Source organism: Zhengella sp. (genome assembly GCF_041397485.1).
GTDB lineage: Bacteria > Pseudomonadota > Alphaproteobacteria > Rhizobiales > Rhizobiaceae > Zhengella.
The window spans coordinates 420,994-439,680 of sequence record NZ_JAWKWO010000003.1 but is presented as its reverse complement, the minus strand read 5'-3'; the positions used below and the strand labels follow the sequence as shown (position 1 = coordinate 439,680).

Here is an 18,687-nt window from a genome sequence, read left to right as displayed (position 1 = left end):
CCATGATTTCCAAATCACGACATCTGGCCGCTCAAAGGGCCTATTCCGCCACACTGGGGCGGGGCGCACACACCCTCGCCGTCACCGGTTCCCAGCCCGATGCCGGCTCCACGGACCTGGCCTTCGACATCGCTGCCGCCGGCGCCGGGTTCGGAAAGCGTGTGCTCCTGGTCCGCGCCCATCTCACCGGCGCGGACATGGCCCGCCAAGCCGATATCGGCATCGGCCTGGAAGATGTCCGCGCGGCCAGCCAGCCGGCCGCCAACATGCTGTGGACCATCGACGTGCCGGCCGGAACCAGCCTGCATGCGCTTCTCAACGACGGCCAGGGCCTGCCCGCCGCCTCGGCGCAATGGCTGGCTTTCTTCGATTCCATCGTCTTCGACTGTCCACCCTTCGAGGCGCACCAGCCGGCCCTCTATACCCCGATGACCGCATCGGCCGCCGAAGCCCTCCTGCTGGTCACCATGCCCGGCGCCATGGCGCGCGGCGGCATGGAGGAAGTGCTCAAGTGGCTCACCGAATCCGGCGCGGTGGTTTCAGCCCTGGTCCTGAACGACAGGCTGAACCCGACGCTGGCCCAGGAAATGATCCGTGAAGCCAACCGCCTGCGGCGCGTGGCACCCGCCCTTGTGCGCTACATCACCCGCAAGGTGGAAGGCTGGCCCGCGCTCAACATGCACCAGTGAGGTCCGACGATGATCCTGCACTATCTTGATGCCCGCTATGTCGGCGGCATTGAAACCCATGTCGAAACCATTGTCGCCGCGCAGCGCGCCGAAGGGCTCGACGCCCGTATCCTGCTCCATGCCGTCTACTCCGAAAGCCCCGCCCATGCGCGGTTTCGTGCGGCGGGACTGCCGATTGCCGTTGCCGCGGATTTCGTCGGCCTGTGCCGCCTGTTGCGGATCATGCGCCCGGACATGGTGCATACCCATGGCTACAAGGCCGGCATTCTCGGGCGGATCGCGGCCCGGCTGGTCCACGTTCCCGTCGTCTCCACCTTTCATGCCGGCGAACGCGCGCGCGGTGCGGTGGGCGTTTACCAGTGGATCGACGAGAAGACCGCGTTCCTGGGCGGCCGGCTCGCCGTCTCTCGCGACATCGCCTGCGCCCTACCCTGGTCGGCCACCGTGATCCGCAATTTCGTGAACCCCGCAGCGCGGCCGCGAACGGAACCCGCGACGCCGGTTTTCCTGTTTGCAGGACGTCTTTCGCGGGAAAAGGGTCCGGACCTGTTCCTCAAGCTGGCGAACATGCGCGCCCGGTCCGGCGAATGGCGGCTGCTGGGTGACGGACCGATGCGCGAGGAACTCGTCCTGTCGCTGAACAGCCCGGCCGTCCTGGAGGGTTTCGCGATCAACATCACACCCTGGCTCGAACGCACAACAGCCCTCGTCATGACGAGCCGCAAGGAAGGCCTGCCAATGGCTGCGCTTGAGGCCATGGGACTGGGCGTGCCGGTCATAGCGCCGGCCGTGGGTGCATTGCCCGATCTCGTGCGCCATGGTGTGAACGGTTATCTCTATCCGCCGGGCGACATGGAGGAAGCCGCCGCATGCATCGACCGCCTGATGGCATCCGGCCCGGCCGCGCGTTCGGCCATGGGAGAGGCCGCGATCGCCACGATTCGCGCGGCTTATTCCCCGCAAACGGCCATGCCGGCGATTTTCGCCGCCTATCGCCGCGCCGGCTACAGGCCGCATCCGGCTGTCTGAGCGAATGCGCCGTCGCGGCGCGGAAATTCATCCGGCGCCTTCGATCAGGACGAACGTCCAGTCGTCCTGCGGCCGGGCGCCGAATGTCTTCAACGCTTCCGCCTCGATGGCATCGGCTGCCGCTTCGAGCGGCAAGGCGGACGATTGGCGGATGACCCGCAACAGCGTCTCTGGCATGCCCTCCAGCGTGTCGCTGCTGGCAGGTGCAAGTCCATCCGTCGCCAGAAACAGCCGTTCCCCGTCCTGGAGCCGAAGTGACCGGGCCCGCGCGCTGCATTCCGAAGTCAGTCCGGGCATCAATCCCTGCAAGGGGAAGGATCGTGCCGTATTGCCTGCCAGCAGAAGCGGGGCCGGATGCCCGCCCGAGGCCAGTTCCAGAACGCCAGCGCCGGGGAGATCGACAACCAGCACGGTGGCGATAAGCTGGCTGACCGCCGGGCTGGCGAGAATTGCCCCCGACAGATCGTCGAGACAGGCATCCGGGCCCGCCCACCGGTCTTGCGCCTGCCCGGCCAGCAAGCCGCCGAGCATGGCGGCCTGCAAACGGGCCGGCATGCCGTGGCCCATGCAATCGGCCATCACGAAGCGCCGCCTTTCACCGGTCCCGGTTCCACCGCCAAGATCGATGAAGGCATCGCCGCCGCCAGCCGTTGCCACCGCGGCGCGTGCCAACAGGCGCAGTCCGCCTGCCTCAACCGGCTTTGCAGCCGCGATACCCGGCGCCACGTCGGCCGTGAAGCGGCGGACTGCGCGAAGCGCATGGCTGCGATGGGCCGCCACAGCCTCGGCCGCCCGTTCGCGCAGTTCGAGCGGCCGTACCGGTTTCGCCAGCAGCATGTGTATCCCGTGACGCAGACCGCTTTCGCGGGCCACGCCTGTGGTGTCTGCGGTGATGAAGATGATCGGGCAATCGAGATCGAGGCGTGTTTCGAGCAGTGCCACCGCCTCGCCGTCGTCAAGGTTGTAGTCGGCCACAATGAGGTCGAAGACGCTGTCGGTGAGGATTGCGCCCGCTTCACGCAGCGAACGGGCGGCTGTTACCACGCCAACCTTTGACAGAAGCGCCGTGTAGAGCCCGCGCGTCGTGTCGTCGTCTTCGACCAGCAGGATCTCCGGCTGCGCGGGTTCACCGATCGACCGGCAGAACGACCAGGCATTGTCCTGGCCGTGGCTGTAGACCAGATCGTCGGTCGACTGGCGCACCAGCCAGAGGCCGCGGCCACTTTCGGCCATCGGATCCATCGCTGCAAGCGTACTGTCTTTCCATGCGCGCTTGAATTCCCTGAAAGGCGCCCCGTCGTCATGGAAATCGACGCGCAGGCGCCCTCCTTCCAGATGCAGGGCGACGGAAAAGCGCGACGGCTTTTCCGCCGCGTGGTTCACCGCGTTCGCGGCGATCTCGGCAAAGGCCAGTTCCAGGTCTTCCAGCGCCTTGCGCACGCCTGGCTTCTGAAATGCCTGGCAGGTAAAGACGCTGCGCATGCGCGCCGCCGTTTCCAGGCTTGCAGGTCCTTCCATACGGGCGATCAGCATGCGCCGGCCTTTCCTGAAATCCCGCCGAGACGGGCCACCGCGGCAAGCGCCTCATGGACATTGCGCCGGCTGGGCTGGCGCAGCAATGCGCCGAGGCGGAACGCCAGCGCGTCACCGTGGCGTCCATCGATCGACGCGGCTTCCGCGCGAACCGTGGCAAGGCGCGCCCTGGCCTCCCGGCGTGCCGAACGGGTCCCGCCCGAATGTCCGTAGCGCTTCAGGATCGTTTCCATGGCCGCGATGCGCGCCGTGCGGTTGGCGGTTTCGCTGTGTGGACGGACCAGATAATTCGCCGTCACCTGCGTGGAGACCGCAACCGGCCCGTCCTGGGCAAGGCGCAACCACAGATCCCAGTCCTCGGCCGAAGGCAGATCCTCTGCAAATCCGTTCGCGTTTCGCAACCGTTCGCGTTTCGCAACAACCGTGGACGTGCCCACGAGATTGCAGCCGATCAGCCTGACAAGGGCGTTTTCAAGCGGCATGAATGTCTCCTCGCGCAGATTCCGGAAACCGGGCTTCCAGTATTCAAAGGCGGTCCCGAGCGACCTGCCCTGCGGATCGAGATGAAGATAATCGGTAAACGTGAACGAAATGTCCGGCTGCGCCTCATGGTAGGCAATGTCGCGCGCAAGCTTGCCCGGCAGCCATTCATCATCCGCATCGAGAAACGCGATCAGGCCGGAATTTGCTTTCTCTATCAGAAGGTTGCGGGCCCGAGCTGGCCCCAGGTCTCCGCCTTCGAAAACCTTGAGCCAGGGCCGTTGCGCACGCACGATGCGGAGCCATTCGGCGGTGCCGTCGGTCGAGCCGTCATCCAGCACGAGAACCTCGAGCCCCGAGATGGACTGGGCCTCCACCGAGGCAATGGCCGAGGGCAGGAAATCCATGGCGTTGAAGGCCGGGATGACAACCGAACACAGGGGTCTGGGCATGTTTTCGTCTCCGCGCAAATCATGACGTCAGGTGCCGCCGGCGGCACGCTGGCATCCCCCTTGCAAGGCCGATGCCGAAACAATGCCGGAGCTTTCTTCCTTGAAGACCATCGCCTATGTCCTGACCGCCTTCCCGGTTCTGTCCGAAACCTTCATCGGCAACGAGATGCGCGCCATGCAAGCGCACGGGCACAGGATCGTGCCCTTCGTCTTTGATCTGCGCGACGGTCCCGCCCAGCCCCGCGACGATGAAATCGCAGCGCACGCGGTGCCGGTGGCCCGTATTCCGGCCTGGCAGGGTTTGCGCATGTTGCCCCTTGCCTGGCGCGCGCTTACCTTCCTGTGGAGGCAACAGCGCCTGTCACGCCGCTCCCTGCTCTGGAACGGGCTGAAACTGGCCGGGGCGATCCGGGCTGCCGGATGCAGCCACGTTCACGCGCATTTCGCCGGTGGCGGCGCGGCCCATGGTGTTGTCGCCGCCCGCATTGCCGGGCGGCCCGTCAGCTTCACCTGCCATGGCCATGACGTCTATGCCGAGCCGGAAGACCTGGAGGTCAAGCTCGCCGCAGCCGACCGTGTCGTCGCGGTCTGCGCCGACCTGGAAAGCGACTTGCGCGCGATGAACAGCAGGGCAGCGCTTGTCCGCATCCCCTGCGGAACCGATCCGGAGCGTTTCCAGCCACGCGATGAAGATGCCGGCGACAATGGCCGCTTCCTGTTCATCGGCCGCTTTGTCGGCTCAAAGGGGCTCGACGACCTGTTTGAGGCTCTCGGCTTCCTGGAAGGCAAGCACCGCATCAGGCTCGACATCGTGGGCGACGGACCGTTGCGCGCGCAAATCGGCGATGCCGCCGAAAGGATCAACCGCCAGGCCTTTCACCATATTCGCCTGCTCGGCAGCCGCGACGCGGCCTGGCTGGCAAGCCATGGACCAGCCTATCGCGCCGTCTGCCTGCCTTTCAAGGCCACGGCCGACGGTAACCGCGAAACCGGTCCGCTCGTGGTCAAGGAAGCCATGGCCATGGGCCTGCCGGTCATCTCCACCGCTTTCATGGGCGTGAAGGAAATGGTCACCCCGCAGACCGGCATTCTCGTGCCTCCCGCCGATCCCGTCGCGCTCGCCCAGGCCATTGGGCGAATGGACGCCATGCCGGCAGAACGCAGGCGAGCGATGGGGGCGGCCGGCCGTCTGCGCCTGCTCCGCCATTTCACGCTGGGCGCCCAGGCCGGCGCGCTCTCGGCAATGGTCGAGGCGGCCTGAGCCATGCGCCTGTCCCAGCCAGTCACCAGTTTTCTCGTCTACGGCCTCTCCATCATCCTGATGAAGGGATTTTCGCTCGTCACGATCCCGCTCCTGGCCTGGAAGCTCCCGACAGCCGCCTTTGGCGAACTCGATCTGGCCACGAGCCTGATCGAGTTCGCCGCTCTTTTTTCGGCGCTCGGCCTGACCGAACTGCTCTACCGCTTCTGCGCCGGAGAGGACAGTGAAGCCCGCATCCGCCTGGCCGAACTGGCCGGGACGGCCTTGATCGCCTTTCTCATCGTCCTGGCCCTGCTGCAGGCAATGGCAGGACCGCTGCAGCAATGGGCGGCGCTGGCCGTCGCCCCGCAAGCCTTCCGCCTGGCCCTGACAGGCGCTGCGGTGACCGCCCTTGTCGAGACACCGCTGGCCTGGCTGCGCCTGCGCAACAGGCCGGTGGCCTTTCTCGGCTTCATCCTCGCGCGCTCCATGGCGCAGATCGCGCTCGTATGGTCGGCCCTGGCCGCTGGCCTTGGCGCCTCGGGCGTGCTGGTCGCCAATGCCTCGGTGGACATTGTTCTGGCCGCCCTGCTTGCAGGCCTTTTCCTGCGCGAAAACGGTCTTTCCATCTCGCGGCTCATGGTCCGTAGGCTGGGCGTCTACGGATTGCCCATCGTCTTGTCCGGTCTTTGCATGTTCGCGCTTGGCGCGGCGGATCGCTGGTTCATTGCCGGCCACGTATCGCGTGCTGAAATGGCCCAATACGCCATTGCCGCCAAACTGGCGCTGGCGACGGCGCTGGTCGTGCAGCCCTTCGGCCTGTGGTGGTATCCGCGCCGGCTGTCGCTGCTCGCCCGTCCCGGCGGCAAGGAGCAGAATGCCACGGCATGGCTTGTGGGTCTGGCCATCCTGTGCGGCGGGGCCGTGGCGCTGCATCTGGTCATGCCGGCATTTGTCCGCCTCGCGTTGCCGGATGCCTACGGGCATGCGCTGCACTGGTTGCCATGGCTGATCGGCGCGATCGTGCTGAACGAGCTCGTCAGCCTGTCCAATGCAGGCGCCTATCTGGGCGGTCACACGTTCCGTGTACTGGCTGTCAACGCGGCCGCTGCCGTCGTCGCCATTGCACTCTATGCCGTTCTGATCCCGCAATCGGGTCTTGCCGGCGCCATCGCGGCCACGCTTGCTGCACAGGTGTTCAGGCTGGGCTGCTTCATCGCCCTGTCGCGCAAGAATGCACCGGTCCCCTTCGCTTCGCCGGCGGCGCTTCTGATCGTGCTCGCGGCGGTCAGTCCGACCCTGGCCGTTCCGCACGATGCCGGACTTGCCGCCGCTTTCGCAGCCGCCATCGCGGCCCCCATGCTGGCTTTCGCCGCCCTCGCCGTGGCCAGGCCGGACCTGCTCCGTTTCGCCCGCCTCCATGCCCTTCGCGCCTGATCCCCTTCAAGGTCCGCGCCAGGTCAAGGCGGTCAGCGCGAAAATCGTCGCTGTCGGCCTTGCCATGGCCATCGTCTCGGTGCTTCCGACGCTGGCGATTTCCCATCCCGCTCTGGTGATGCCCCTGGCCGCGGCGCCGCTCGGCCTCATCATCATGATGCGCATTCCGGTCTGGCTTGTCCTGGGCTTCGTATCCTTCACCTTCTTCCGCCTGCATGAGGCATTTCCCTTTCTCATGCCCTTCCGGATTCCCCAATTGCTGGCCCTTCCGACATTGATGGTGCTTGTCTGGCACATCGGCATCATGAAGCGCATCAAGCCGTTCTGGGGTAGCCAGATCACCGCCTTCGCCGTCTTCTTCACGCTCGTGACGGTCGGATTGCCCTTCGCATCCAATCCGGGCGTCGCCATTGCCTACTGGACCAGCGCCTATGTGAAGATTGCCATCATGACGCTGTCGATCGCCTGGCTGTTGCGCAAACCGTCGGATTTCCAGCTTGCCGCCCGCGTCATCGTCATTTCCGGAATTGCCGTTTCCTATGTGGCTGTCACCAACAAGCTTGCCGGCATCGGCCTGGTGGAAGGCACGCGGGTGACGATCGGCCGGGAGATCGGCTCGGTTCTGGGCGATCCCAATGACCTGTCGCTCGTGCTCACCTTTCCCTTGTCCTTCGCCGTTTCCATGGCCACGACCCGCGGCGGCTGGTTCAACCGGCTTCTGGGCACCGTCGCCATCGTCATGATCATCTGGGCGGTCCTGTCCACGCAAAGCCGGGGCGGCCTTCTCGGCAGCATGGCGGTCTTTGGCGTGACCGGGCTCAGGATCATACGCTCGAAACTGGTCCTGGCCGGCATTGGCGGGCTCGCCGCCACCGTGCTTTTCGCAGCCGCCGGCATCTCTGACCGCTCGTCCGGCGGCGCTGCCGAAGACGGTATCGACGAAAGCGCCATGGGCCGCATATGGGCGTGGACCGCCGCGTTCAACATGGCCATGGCGCGGCCACTCAACGGCGTCGGCCTTGACAATTTCATTCCCAACTACTGGCTCTACACGCCGCATTGGAGCGGCTTCAACAAGGCGGTCCATTCCACCTGGCTGGGTGTTTTGGCGGAGACCGGATGGCCAGGACTGTTCGCCTTCGTGGCGATGATCATCGCCATCGCGCGCGTGGCCGTTCGCGCCTCCCGCATCCTTCGCGAATACCATGCGCCCATGCCGGTTCAGGTCGCCGCCTTCTCCGTCACCTCCGGCATTGCCGGCTTCTGCACGTCAGGCACTTTTCTCACCCAGGGCTTCACATGGCCCGTCTACATCCTTCTGGCCATCGTCTCGGCCGCTTCCCACTTTGCGAACAGCTTCGCATTTGGCGAACCCGCCAGGCCGGAAAAGCCGCAAATCCGCATCATAAGGCGCATTTCCAAGGAAAATCGCACTGGCACGCTTTCTGCCTAGTCCGGAGAAGACCGTTTTTCCAGGAATGAAAGGACCGTGGATCATGTGTGGAATTTTTGCCGTCGCAGGCGATGAAGACGCCGCACCGACACTGCTGGAGGGGCTGAAGAGGCTGGAATACCGCGGCTATGATTCCGCCGGCCTTGCCGTCCGCGAAGGCAACGGAATAGCCGTACGCAAGGAAGCCGGCAACGTCACCTCGCTGGAAACGCTTCTGGCGAAAATGCCGGCGAACGGATCGAGCGGCATCGCTCATACCCGCTGGGCGACCCACGGGGCGCCGGCCCGTGTGAATTCCCACCCGCATCAGGCGCCGGGAATCGCTGTCGTGCACAACGGCATCGTCGAAAACCATGCAGCCCTGCGCCAGGATCTTTCACGCCAGGGCGCCCGCTTCGTCAGCGAAACGGATTCCGAAGTCATTCCCTGGCTTGTGCGCGACGCCATGGATCGCGGCGCCCCGCCAAGGGTCGCCCTTACCGAGGCCGCCGGCCGGCTGGAGGGTGCCTATGCGATTGCGATGATGGCGGAAGCCGCGCCCGGCGAGGTTTTCGCGGCCCGCCGGGGCAGCCCGATCGTTGCCGGCATCGGCAACCGCCGCACCTTTCTCTCCTCCGACATCAACGCGCTTGCCGGCCTCGCGACCCATGCCATCGCCCTGGAGGATGGCGACACCGCGCGCCTGACACCCGAAGGTGTCGACATCCGTGACGTGGCCGGACGGCCGGTCAACCGCCGCCTTCTCGACGTTCCGGGCGTCGTCAACGCCTTCGATACCGGCGACCACGGCCACTTCATGGCCAAGGAGATTTTCGAGCAGCCCGAGGTCATCGAGCAGATCAACCGTCTTTATCGTGACGGCTCCTTGCTCGACCAACTGCTTGCGCTCGATGTCACGCGAATTCGCCGCATCAACTTCGTGGCCTGCGGCTCATCCTTCTTCGCCGCTTCGGCGACACGTTACTGGATCCAGTCCATGACCGGCATCGAATGCGCCGTACATGTCGCCTCGGAATACCGGTATGATCCCATGCCCCAGGTCTATCCGGGTGAAGTGGCCGTGCTGGTCTCGCAATCCGGCGAAACCGCGGACACCCTGGCCGTGCTGGAGCGCCTGCAACACATCGGCATGCCGATCATCGCCATCGTCAACGAGATGGGTTCGAGCATGGCACGGCAGGCCGACATGACATTGCCGCTGGCCGCAGGGCCGGAAATCGGCGTGGCCTCCACAAAGGCCTTCATGGCGCAGCTCGTGGTCATGGCACATCTGTCCGTTCACATTTCACAGCGCCGCAACAGCGGCGCCGCCACCGGGCGTCTGCGCGATCATCTTGCCCGCCTGCCTGAATTCGTCCAGGCCGCCCTGCACAACGAGCCTGCCGTCATGGAGGCGGCATCGCGGCTGGAACAGGCCCGCAGCGCCATCTTCCTGGGTCGCGGGCAGTTTCACCCGCTCGCCTGCGAAGGGGCGCTGAAGCTGAAGGAAACCAGCTACATCCACGCAGAGGCCTTTCCAGCCGGAGAGCTGAAGCACGGTCCCCTGGCGCTGATCGACGAGACCATGCCCGTCTTCGCCCTGGCCGGAAGCGATGTCCTGCTGCCAAAGCTCGCCTCCAACATCCGCGAAGTTGCCGCGCGCGGGGGGCAGATCCACGTCATCGCCGACCGGGAAGCCATGCTGACCATGTCCGATGCCGCCGCCGGCGTGCTCACCATTCCCCGGGCGCCGGAATTTGTCCGCCCGATGGTGGCGACAGTGCCGTTGCAGCTTCTCTCCTACCATACCGCAACCATGCGCGGACTGGATGTCGACCGGCCGCGCAACCTCGCCAAGTCGGTGACGGTCGAATGAACGGGCTGCGCGAATGGGCCAAGGCCGGGCGCTCGCCACTCGCCCGGACCGTCGGCGCGGCGGTCAGGCGCTGCCGTTCGGCTTCGCTTCCGGTCGTGCCCGCCATCCATCGCCCGCTCTACGAGGCGCGCCGGATGACGCTTGCAGCATGGCAGGCTGTCTGGCGGGCGGCCTGGACAACGCCGCTGTTCAAGGCACGCCTGGCAACGAAAGCACCCGGCCTGTTCATTTATGGCGGCATGCCGCTGGTGATCGGTCCCGTGCGCATGGCCTTCGGACGCGATGTCCGCATTTCGGGCCAGACGACGATCACCGGACGGCCCGGAACGCCGGAACCGCCGAAACTGGTCGTCGGGTCCAATGTCGACATCGGCTGGCAAACCACCATCGCGGTCGCCGGAAAGGTTGTCATTGGCGACAATGTCCGCATCGCGGGGCGCGCCTTTCTGGCAGGCTATCCGGGCCATCCGCTGGATGCCGCAGACCGCGCCGCCGGCCTGCCCGATACACCGGACCAATGCGGCGACATCGTGCTGGAACGCGATGTCTGGCTTGCAACCGGCGTGACGGTTCTGGCGGGGGTGACCATCGGCCGGGGCACCGTCGTCGGGGCTGGCAGCATCGTGACAGGCGACCTCCCGCCCTACGTTCTGGCTGCCGGATCGCCCGCGCGTATCCTCCGGCACCTGCCCGCCGGGAAGCTGGCCCATGCCGCATGATCTGGTGGTCTTCGGCGAAGACTGGGGCCGTCACCCCTCATCGACCCAGCATCTGGTCTCCCGGCTGGCGGCGGAACGAAAGACCGTGTGGGTCAACTCGCTGGGTCTGCGGCGTCCGCGCCTGTCATGGCCGGACCTTCAGCGTCTTGCCGCCAAGGCCGCGCGGCTGGCTGCACCGTCGCGAACACGCAGCATTTCGCCCGCCGGGCCCGGCCATCCCTTCACCGCCATGATCGAGCCACGCGCCATCCCGTGGCCGGGTTCCCGTATGGCAGCCGCCTTCAACCGGCGCCAGGTCGGTGCTCAGGTGCGCGCGACCATGACCGAACAGGGACTTTCAGCGCCGGTGCTCTGGACATCGCTGCCCACCGCCCTGCCCCTCCTCGGCACGCTTGGCGAACGGGCCGTGATCTACTATGCCGGTGATGATTTCGCGGCCCTGCACGGCGTTGACCACGGCCCCGTTCTCGCCATGGAACTGGAACTGGCTGAGCGTGCGGCCCTCGTTCTGGCGGCAAGCCCGGAAAGCGCCCGCCGTTTCGACCCGGCCAAGACCGTGATCCTGCCCCATGGCGTGGATTTTGACCTTTTTGCCAATCCCGTTGCACCAGCGCCAGACATGCCGCCCGGCAAGGTTGCCGGCTTCTATGGTTCGCTCAATGGCTGGATCGATGTGGAAGCGATCGCCACCGCGGCGCGCAGCCTGCCGGACTGGACCTTCGTGCTCATCGGCCGCGCGGAAACGGATCTCTCCGCCCTGGATGGTCTGGCCAATGTCCGGCGCCTTGCGCCCTTGCCGCATGATGACTTGCCGGCATGGTCGCAGCATTGGACCGTGTCGCTCCTGCCCTTTCGGCGCAACCGGCAGATCGCCGCGTGCAACCCGCTCAAGCTGCGCGAATATCTCGCCACCGGCCGGCCGGTGGCAGCGACCTGGAAATTCCCTGCCATCGACGCCATCGCAGCGCCGGTGGAAACCCCGGCCGGCGGCGAAACCCTGGCCAGTGCCATCCTGCGCGCCGAAGCCGGTGGCCAGCGCGCCCGCGAATTCGCCCCGCGCCTGAAGGGTGAAAGCTGGGATGCCCGCGCCGCCTTCCTGGCCCAGCTCATCGACGCGCTGTGAGGCACCAGGCCTCTGGCATGGTTCTTGGAACGCATCGGTCAAATCCAGTCAGGAGACGTCCGAGATGAGGCTCAGAACGCTTATTCCCGCCATGGCTTTGCTTTCCGCAACAGCGCTTTCAGGTTGTGTTTCGCAAAACGCGACGGCCATGCTGCCGCAGGAGGTGCAATTGGCCCTGGCCGCCGACGCTGCGCGGCAATCCGTGCCGGAGGCAACGGAACCGGAGGCAAACATGGACGCCGCGACCGGAGAGCGCGAAACGGCGCCGGCCCTCTCCGCCGTCGAGATGGAGTACCGCCGCCAGGTGGCGCGCCTTGCCGCCGACCGTCCCGAAGGGGTGCCGTCAACCGGCAAGGGTAATGCGGTCGCGCTGTTCAACCAGGCGCGGCAATTGCAGGCGGTTCGCGCCATGGCGCAACCGTCGAGCCAGACGGAAAGCCCGTCACCCGCTGCTCAGGATTTGACGCCCGAGGCAACATGGAATGCCGCGCTTGCCAAGGCCCGCGCAAGCACGCCTCCCGCGCCTGCCGGAGCGGACACGACGATCACGACCGCCGCCGTGGGCACCGGCCCCAAGCCCGCCGACGTGATCGAGTTCCAACTGGAAAGCGCGACGACGCAACTGCCCGCCGAAACGGTCATGCAATTGCGGCTCAGGAAGCTTGGCGGGCGCGTTGTCCGCCGCATCGTTGTCGGCCGGATCGCCGGAGAGGGCTATGAGGTGCTTGCGCGCGCCCAGCAGATTGCCCGCGTCGTGGCGTCCGTGACAGGCGGAGAACCGGGCATGGGCTATGACCCGTCCATGAGTGCAGGCGCCGTGCGTGTCGAATACGAACCCTTTGCGGGAGCCGCCGGCTGATGGTCCGGGATATTCCCAGTCTTCTCTTGCAGGTCTTCGACATCGCATGGCGCCGCCGCTACCTGATCGTCGTGCCAGTGCTCGCCCTGCCACCTGTCGCCTACATGGCCGGCGGTCTCGCGCCCAAGACCTATGTCGCCCGCTCGACGATCCTCGTCCAGGAGACGGCAAAGCTCAATCCCTTCCTGACCGATCTCGCCGTGGGGCCGAACCTCAAGGAGCGCATGCCCGCCCTCAAGACCCTGGTTCACTCCGCCCACATTCTCGAAGCAGTGCTGGAAGATACCGGGCACATCTCGGCGCAGTCGACACTGACCGAGCGCGCCAACGCGGTCCGCAACCTGTCCGGCGCCATATCTGTCGACCTCATGGGCAATGACCTTGTTGCCTTTTCGATCCGCGGCAGCGTGCCCACCGGCATGGCGGACACGCTGCGCGCCCTGTCGCATCACTTTGTCGACAAGCTGCTGGCGCCCGAGCGCAGTTCCATCCGCGACAGCCAGGTCTTTCTCAGCCAGGAACTGGAAGCGCGCGCCCGGCGCCTCTCGGAAGCCCAGGAAGCCTATGCCGCGTTCAAACGGCGCAATCGCAACCGCTTGCCAACCCTGGAGAGCAGCCTTGTCACCCGGCTGGCCGGCCTTGAACAGAAATTTTCCGAGAACCGCATGAAACTGAAGGCGGCCGAAGCGGAACTGGGCGATGTGCGCCAGCGCCTGATCGGGACCAATCCGGTCATCGGCCGTATCGAGGACGACATTCTGAAGACCCGCCGCCGTCTTGGCGAACTCAAGACGCGCTACACGGACGAGCATTCCGCCGTCCAGGCCGAATTGCGAACGCTGGACCGCCTGGAAGACGAACGCGAAGCGCTGCTCAAGGATGCCGAGGCGATGAAAAGCGCCGACATAGACCGGCTCTGGAACCTCGCCGCCGGTTCGCTCACCCAGGAAGACGGCAAGACGCCTCCGCTTCTGGTCTCGCAGATGACCCGCCTGCAGGAAAGCAATGCCGAATACCTGCGCCTGAAGGAGGAGACGTCAGCCATCGAGGCCGAGATCGACAGCATCCATACCGCCATCGCGGAGACCGGTCCGGTCATGCAGGAACAGAAGCGGCTCGAGGAAGAGATCCGCATGGCTCAGGAAAGCCACGACTCCATCTCCAAGCGCTTTGACAATGCCCAGATCACCGGTGCCCTCGGCAAGTTCGAGGCACCCGAGCGCATCAAGGTCATCGACGCGCCGGTGGACCCGGTCGTGCCTGTCACGCCGGGCCGCATCCTGTTTCTCGTTGTCGGCATCGTCGCCGGCCTGGTGGCGGGCGCCGGACTGGCCGCGGCTGCCGAAATACTGGATACGCGGCTGCGCCGGCAGCACGAATTCGAAGCGGTTTGCGAGGCGCCGGTCGTCTCGCGCTATTGCAATTGACGGGACCCGGAGAAGACGGGCAACAGACCGTCAGCCGGCCGCCTTCGTGTCGCCTTCATCCGCCCGCCAGTTCTCCATCCTGCGATAGATTGTCGAGGGACTGACATCCAGCGCCGCCGCGGCACGCGGGATCGAACCGTTGCACGCCTCGATGGCGCCCTCGATCGTGGCGCGGATGACATCGTCGAGGGGCCTGATCTCTCCGGACGCCCCCTCACCGGGCATCAGCCGCGCCCTTGCCAGGATCTCGGCTAGCGGACGTGTCAGTTCAGGCGCCGCCGGCCCGTCCTCGCCGCCGCTGTGCCGGGCGCTTCCCAGCATGTCCAGCGGCAGCATGTCGGCAGTCACCGTCTCACCGTCATTGAGCACGACGACGGAGCGGATGACGTTCTGAAGCTGGCGCACATTGCCCGGCCAGTCATAGGACAGCAGGAAGGCCGCGGCATCGGGCGAAAAATCCTTGAAATCCTTGCCGTCCTCTTCCGCAAAACGCAGCAGGAAGGATCGTGCAATCTCCACGATGTCTTCGCCGCGGGCACGAAGCGGTGGCAATTCCACCGGAATGACGTGCAGCCGGTAGAACAGATCCTCCCGGAAACGGCCGGCCTTCACCTCCTCCACCGGGTTGCGGTTGGTCGCGCAGACGATGCGCACGTCGCTGACGCGCACCCTGTCCTCGCCGAGCCGCTGAACCTGCCTGCTTTGCAGGAAACGCAGCAGCTTGGACTGGAGGCCAAGGTCCATCTCGCAGATTTCGTCCAGGAACAATGTGCCGCCATCGGCCGAGAGCGCCGCGCCGCGCCGGTCGCCCGTGGCACCGGAGAACGCACCCTTGACGTGGCCGAAAATCTCGCTTTCCAGCAGATCCTTCGGAATAGCGGCTGCATTGATGGTCACGAACGGCCCCTTGGCGCGGCCGGACAGCCGGTGCAGCGCTTCGGCGCAGACCTCCTTGCCCGTTCCGCTTTCACCCGTGACGAAGACGGTGGCATTCGATGGCGCGGCCCGCTGCAGGATGCGGTAGACGCCCTGCATGGCGCGCGACCGGCCGATGAAGCCGGCCAGTCCGGCATCCTCGCCGCAATCGTCGCTTGCCGGTGCCGGCGCGCTTTCAGCGGCTCTGGCCGGTGCCTTGTCCGCAGGCTTGTCCGCGCGCCGGGCATCGATCGCATTGCCGACCGTCTTGCACAGGCGCTCGCCATTGAAGGGCTTGACGAGGAAATCGTAGGCGCCCAGACGCATCACATCCACGGCGGTGCTGATCGAGGCATTGGCCGTGATGACCACGACCGAGGTGGTTATGCCGCGCTCCTGCAGCCGGGCCATGATGTCGATTCCGCTCATGTCCGGCAGGTTCACGTCAAGGACGATGCAGTCATATTCGGTTTCGCAGATCTTCGCCAGGGCGTCTTCGCCCGTGCCGGCCAGGTCGCATTGGCCGCAAACCGGACGCAGGAAACCGCGATAGGTTTCCGCAAGCGCCGTGCTGTCTTCGACCACCAGGATCTTCGGGTTTTTCATTGCAACGCCCCCCAGCGTGTTATTCCGCACTCCGAGAAGTTACGGGTAAGCCATTAACCAATTTCTAATGCGCAATGTCCCTTGTTCAAGTTCTTCAGGCGGCTTTGTCTTCGTGGTTAATTGTTTGGCCATGAAGATGCGCGCGTAAAGCACGAATCCCGTTGCGACTCGCGGCGATTGTTTCCGAAATGTCGTCAATTCCGATGTCTTCGCCGGCGGCGTTTTCAAGGTCGCGCGCAAGCAGCGCCGCCTTCGTCATGGCAAACTGGCCAAGCAGCCCCGCGAGCTTGTGCGCTGTCTTTCGCACATCCTCACCGCTGAACGCCGCGGAAGCCTCTTCCAGCCGGCCGATACACAGTTCCACCTCGCTTTCGACCTGGTTGACGAGGTGACGCATGGTCGCCTCGCCCACATCCTCCTGCATGGATTGCAGTAAACCGGCATCGAGATGCGCTTCATCTTCCTCCGGCGCGCTGGCGCTCTGCGTCGCCGCGCCTTGCGCTGATCCGCCTCGGCTCCGGCCGTTCACCAATGGGCCCAACGCCAACTCGATATCGCGCATCCGCACCGGCTTGGCGACATAGGCGTCAAAGCCGGCCTTGATGAGCCTGGCCCGGTCGCGCGGGAAGCTCTGGGCGGTCAGCGCCACGAACATGGCGCCCGCGCTCGCTCCGGCGCGCTTCATCGCCTTCATTGCCGACGGCCCGTCCATTCCGGGCATCTGCACATCGAGGATGACCAGGTCATAGGCTTTGGAAAGCCCAAGCTCCACGGCCTCTTCGCCACAGATGGCCGTGTCGACTGCCGCCCCGAAGCGCGCGAACATGGTTTCCGCCACGAGAAGGCTTGCCGCCGTGTCATCGACAACGAGGACGGACCTGCCGGTCAGGTCAAGGCGGATGTTTGCGCCCGCATCGTCGTCAATCGTCGTTTCAGGCCCGGCAACGGCCAGCTCGATGTCGAACGTGAAAACCGAACCGAAACCCGGCGTGCTGTCGACAACGATGCGCCCGCCCATGAGCCGGACGAGCCGGTCCGAGATCGCAAGGCCCAGCCCGCTGGACCCGCCATGGGTTGCCCGGCTGTTCTCGCCCTGCTCGAAGGGCTGGAAAAGCCGCCGGCGCAAGCCCTCCGAGATCCCTTCGCCATTGTCGGACACGGCGAACCGCACAAGCCCGTTGCCATTGCGCTCTCCGGCACAATCCAGCGCGATCATCACATCGCCATTGCGCGTGAACTTGTTGGCATTGCCGACGAGGTTCATCAGCACCTGGCGGATGCGGTCGCGGTCGCCGATCATCCGTTCAGGCATGTCTTGATTGACCTGCACCGACACGCGGTTGCGGTTCCTGGCGGCCAGTACGCCCGTCACCTCGACAACCTCGTGGACCAGGTCCACCGGCGAGAACTCCGCCGGCTCCAGCCGCAGCTTGCCTGCCTCCAGCCTTGTCAGGTCGAGAATGTCGTTGATCAGGGAAAGCAGACCCTCCGAAGCGCGCAGCACGGTGGAGATGTGCTTGCGCTTGTGCGGGTCTGTCTCCTCCTTCTCCATGATGTCGGAAAGCCCGATGATGGCGTTGAGCGGCGTGCGGATGTCATGGCTCATCATCGCCAGGAAGTCCGATTTCGCCTGCGACGCGGTTGTCGCCTTGCGGGCCAGCAGGCGCATCTGTTCGGCTTGCTTGTCCGCCCGTTCCCGCGCTTCTTCCAGATGCGCGCGCACCTTGTTGGCATAGGCAAGGTGAAAGCGCGCGCGCCGCTCGCTGACGAACAGATAGCCCAGCATGAGCGACAGCAGAATGGCCGCCGCGGTTCCGAAGTGCGACAATTGCTGCTGCAGCAATTCGTGATCTTGGGCCAGCATCTGCCGCTCCGCCCTGTCGCTTTTCAGGCTGGCCATGGTCAGCTTGCGCAGCGATGCCTTGTGCGGCACAAGAAGGTCGCGCATCTGCGCAGCGGCTTTCCGGTCACCGGCGCTGGCCGATGCAAGCAACGCATCCGCCGCCTTCAGCGCGGACAGAAAATCGGCATAGGTTTTCGCCAGTTCAGGATCGGCGCGCACACCATCGGCCAGAACGCCTGCCTGGTAAAGCGTGGCACGGCTCCACAGGAGATCGAACTGGTTGCTGAGCGGCAGGTTTTCGTCCAGTGCAAGGCCTGCTGACCGGGGCGCCAATTGCGCCAGCGTCCGGGCCAGTTCCACTTCCGCCTGCGTTGCCGCCCAGATGGTGTTTTCCGGAATCCGGTAGGTGATCCGCTCCTGGACCTCCGTCAGCGCGAAATATGCATTGGCGGTGGAGGCCAGCAGAACGCCGAGGCACAGCAAAACGATAGAGCGGGCGGCAGTGAAAAGGCGGGAGCGATGCGGAATGCTCACTGGAACTCCAGCGAGCGCACTTGCCACACCCATTTGTAATTGTGCCGCTCATCATTGAATTCGGGAAATCCGTCGCGCGGATAGACGATCCAGAAAGGCCCTTTCTCGCGAAGCGGCATGCGCTTGCCGTTTTGCCGCGTGGCCAGCAGAACCGGATAGGCCAGCAATTCCGACACCTCAAGTTCGGCTTCATAGCCGTTGATGGCCGTGACTTTCATCATGCCGTTCTTCACGCCATGCACTTCGGCGATCCTTGAAAGAAGAACGCCATCGAATGACTGCGGACCATCGGTCCAGGACGTGGTGGTCACAAGGGAGCTCATGCCGAGCGCCTCCAGCTCTGCTTCCGAATAGACTGTTGCCACACCCCCTGCGCGAACCTCCAGTTCGCCAGCCCGGCCGGCAACCGGCAAGGCAAGGATCAGCAGCGACAGGAAACAACCAAGGATCCGCACCATCCTTCATCCCCCTTCTTTGTTTCAACATTACCCTT

Annotated in this window: 15 protein-coding genes; 10 read left to right on the top strand and 5 right to left on the bottom strand. The window is 65.2% G+C overall.

The annotated features are described in order from the left end of the window. Nucleotides 1-2 precede the first annotated feature (2 nt). Nucleotides 3-689, top strand: coding sequence for a hypothetical protein (locus R3D65_RS11710; protein WP_371275397.1), 687 nt, complete (start codon nucleotides 3-5; stop codon nucleotides 687-689). Nucleotides 690-698: 9 nt separating this feature from the next. Beyond that, the gene (locus R3D65_RS11705) at nucleotides 699-1,718 is read left to right on the top strand and encodes a glycosyltransferase (protein WP_371275396.1); all 1,020 of its coding nucleotides are present in this window, start codon (nucleotides 699-701) and stop codon (nucleotides 1,716-1,718) included. 27 nt (nucleotides 1,719-1,745) lie between these two features. On the opposite strand, the gene R3D65_RS11700 is transcribed toward R3D65_RS11705, so the two are convergent. Both R3D65_RS11700 and R3D65_RS11695 read right to left on the bottom strand, forming a co-directional pair. Continuing rightward, entirely contained in the window at nucleotides 1,746-3,251 is a 1,506-nt protein-coding gene (locus R3D65_RS11700) for a SpoIIE family protein phosphatase (RefSeq protein WP_371275395.1), read from the bottom strand. After that, nucleotides 3,245-4,183 (bottom strand): glycosyltransferase family 2 protein, encoded by a 939-nt coding sequence (locus R3D65_RS11695; RefSeq protein ID WP_371275394.1) that lies wholly within the window; start codon nucleotides 4,181-4,183, stop codon nucleotides 3,245-3,247. The genes R3D65_RS11700 and R3D65_RS11695 overlap by 7 nt, the downstream gene beginning before the upstream one ends. A 100-nt stretch (nucleotides 4,184-4,283) precedes the next feature. On the opposite strand from R3D65_RS11695, the gene R3D65_RS11690 reads away from it, so the two are divergent. The 8 genes from R3D65_RS11690 to R3D65_RS11655 all read left to right on the top strand — a co-directional run bounded on the left by R3D65_RS11690 (nucleotide 4,284) and on the right by R3D65_RS11655 (nucleotide 14,296). Next, entirely contained in the window at nucleotides 4,284-5,444 is a 1,161-nt protein-coding gene (locus R3D65_RS11690) for a glycosyltransferase (RefSeq protein ID WP_371275393.1), read from the top strand. 3 nt (nucleotides 5,445-5,447) lie between these two features. Beyond that, complete coding sequence (locus tag R3D65_RS11685; RefSeq protein ID WP_371275392.1) at nucleotides 5,448-6,860, top strand: lipopolysaccharide biosynthesis protein; 1,413 nt, start codon at nucleotides 5,448-5,450, stop codon at nucleotides 6,858-6,860. Next, nucleotides 6,844-8,313, top strand: coding sequence for an O-antigen ligase family protein (locus R3D65_RS11680; RefSeq protein ID WP_371275391.1), 1,470 nt, complete (start codon nucleotides 6,844-6,846; stop codon nucleotides 8,311-8,313). The genes R3D65_RS11685 and R3D65_RS11680 overlap by 17 nt, the downstream gene beginning before the upstream one ends. 43 nt (nucleotides 8,314-8,356) lie before the next feature. Beyond that, nucleotides 8,357-10,168 carry a glutamine--fructose-6-phosphate transaminase (isomerizing) gene (glmS, locus tag R3D65_RS11675; protein ID WP_371275390.1) on the top strand — a complete coding sequence of 604 codons (1,812 nt, stop codon included), beginning with the start codon at nucleotides 8,357-8,359 and terminating at the stop codon, nucleotides 10,166-10,168. Further along, nucleotides 10,165-10,887 (top strand): hypothetical protein, encoded by a 723-nt coding sequence (locus R3D65_RS11670; RefSeq protein ID WP_371275389.1) that lies wholly within the window; start codon nucleotides 10,165-10,167, stop codon nucleotides 10,885-10,887. The genes glmS and R3D65_RS11670 overlap by 4 nt, the downstream gene beginning before the upstream one ends. Next, nucleotides 10,877-12,010: a hypothetical protein gene (locus tag R3D65_RS11665; RefSeq protein WP_371275388.1), complete on the top strand. Its 1,134-nt coding sequence runs from the start codon at nucleotides 10,877-10,879 to the stop codon at nucleotides 12,008-12,010. The genes R3D65_RS11670 and R3D65_RS11665 overlap by 11 nt, the downstream gene beginning before the upstream one ends. A 64-nt stretch (nucleotides 12,011-12,074) precedes the next feature. Next, nucleotides 12,075-12,869, top strand: coding sequence for a hypothetical protein (locus R3D65_RS11660; RefSeq protein WP_371275387.1), 795 nt, complete (start codon nucleotides 12,075-12,077; stop codon nucleotides 12,867-12,869). Further along, on the top strand, nucleotides 12,869-14,296 hold the full coding sequence (locus R3D65_RS11655) for a GumC family protein (RefSeq protein WP_371275386.1): 1,428 nt from the start codon (nucleotides 12,869-12,871) through the stop codon (nucleotides 14,294-14,296). The genes R3D65_RS11660 and R3D65_RS11655 overlap by 1 nt, the downstream gene beginning before the upstream one ends. A gap of 30 nt (nucleotides 14,297-14,326) precedes the next feature. Here the strand turns inward: R3D65_RS11655 and R3D65_RS11650 are convergent, their stop codons facing one another. The 3 genes from R3D65_RS11650 to R3D65_RS11640 all read right to left on the bottom strand — a co-directional run bounded on the left by R3D65_RS11650 (nucleotide 14,327) and on the right by R3D65_RS11640 (nucleotide 18,652). Further along, nucleotides 14,327-15,817, bottom strand: a complete 1,491-nt coding sequence (locus R3D65_RS11650; RefSeq protein ID WP_371275385.1) for a sigma-54-dependent transcriptional regulator — start codon at nucleotides 15,815-15,817, stop codon at nucleotides 14,327-14,329. A 94-nt stretch (nucleotides 15,818-15,911) separates the two neighbouring features. Next, nucleotides 15,912-18,194: an ATP-binding protein gene (locus R3D65_RS11645; protein ID WP_371275384.1), complete on the bottom strand. Its 2,283-nt coding sequence runs from the start codon at nucleotides 18,192-18,194 to the stop codon at nucleotides 15,912-15,914. Next, on the bottom strand, nucleotides 18,191-18,652 hold the full coding sequence (locus R3D65_RS11640) for a hypothetical protein (protein ID WP_371275383.1): 462 nt from the start codon (nucleotides 18,650-18,652) through the stop codon (nucleotides 18,191-18,193). The genes R3D65_RS11645 and R3D65_RS11640 overlap by 4 nt, the downstream gene beginning before the upstream one ends. Nucleotides 18,653-18,687 lie beyond the last annotated feature (35 nt).